Annotated in this window: 1 protein-coding gene; it reads left to right on the top strand. The window is 30.8% G+C overall.

From position 1 onward, the window contains the following. The coding region (locus G561_RS14870; RefSeq protein WP_208854610.1) for an AAA family ATPase at window positions 1–1,378 on the top strand (1,378 nt) is incomplete at its 5' end. Between the last annotated feature and the right edge of the window lie 16 nt (window positions 1,379–1,394).

The following is a 1,394-nucleotide window of genomic DNA, read 5'->3' as shown; positions in this document are numbered from 1 at the left end:
ATTGTGTTGTCATGTTAGTGTCCACGATTATTTGTTCATGGACACTATCTCGCATTTTTTAATAGAAAAAAAGATGGGATGGTCGGATGCTTACAATCAGTCTATCTTCTATGAAGTTACATTTACTATTGCTGATGATAAGGCTAGTAAATTTGATAGACTAATCGCATTTACTAAATTTGATATTTTGAGCAACTATGCTGTTAAATTAAAAGTAAGAGATGATGCTATAGAAGTTCTTGGTGAAGAAGTCCCTATAAAAATTATTGAAGATTGGGAAGTTTCGATTAGACCCTGTGAACTTAGAAATTTCGCCAAGATTTTTCACCCTAATTCTGTTTCAATTAATCCAAATTCACTTGAATATAAGGAGCTAATGAAACAGCTAAAACTACGAAATATGAATTTGGTTGAGATAGTTACTCTAAATGAAAATGATTACTTAAATTTTGTTGAAAGTATTAAGTCTAAATCCAATACTACACATATACTCAATACAATTAATAAAAGTAGAGATATCATAATAAAAGAGTTATCTGGTCATAACGTTATTAAATATCTACTTTTAAATCTAAATAATAAGATTATTAAACACCAAATTAATGATCAGTCATGCTATATGCTATCTAATTTATATCTTCAATGGGGGTGCATACCATTTGAGAAAATGCCATTTGCAACGTCTTTAAAAAATCATAACCCTAAGATTTATGATTTGTTTGAAGTAATTGAATCCTCAAATAGGACACACGAGTTCTTAGGTAGGTTCATTAGCAATAATGCTGAAGTTCATGAAACCTTATTTACACCAATTAAAGATTTAGAAAAGTTTGACAACTTAGATTCACTAATTAAAAACTTTAATAATAAAGTCTACCATAAGCATCCGGGTAGAAAATTAATCAAATACCGTAATCATATTTACATAAAAGAATATGTTGAAGATTGTCTAAGTATTATTGATGATATATGTCAATTCGCTGAGGTTGGTGTCCAAAACTATACAGAGGCATTTGAGGCGTGGTTAAATGATACATCATATATGATTGACTGTAGTGAGAAACTTGAGCTATTGCGAAAGATGTTTACTAAGTCCCGAGTCGCTTTGATTTATGGGTCTGCAGGTACGGGAAAATCAACTTTAATTAATCATATGTCTCAATATTGGAACGATGTAAAGAAGTTGTATTTAGCTCAAACTAATCCTGCTATTAATAATTTAAAGAGGAAAGTAAATACAAATAATAGCCAGTTTATGACTATTTCAAAATTTCTTTCGAAAAGGAGTTTTAATGTCAGTTATGAACCGCCCCGACTATATCGGAGAGTGGATTGCTTGAGTCAGGCAGCTTTGTCTGACTCATTAAGGCTATCATAGTATCGTCTCTCAAACT

It is taken from the genome of Psychrobacter phenylpyruvicus DSM 7000 = NBRC 102152, from assembly GCF_000685805.1.
Taxonomy (GTDB): domain Bacteria; phylum Pseudomonadota; class Gammaproteobacteria; order Pseudomonadales; family Moraxellaceae; genus Psychrobacter; species Psychrobacter phenylpyruvicus.
Note: the sequence above shows the minus strand (reverse complement) of the source record. Positions and strands in the feature narration are given on the sequence as shown.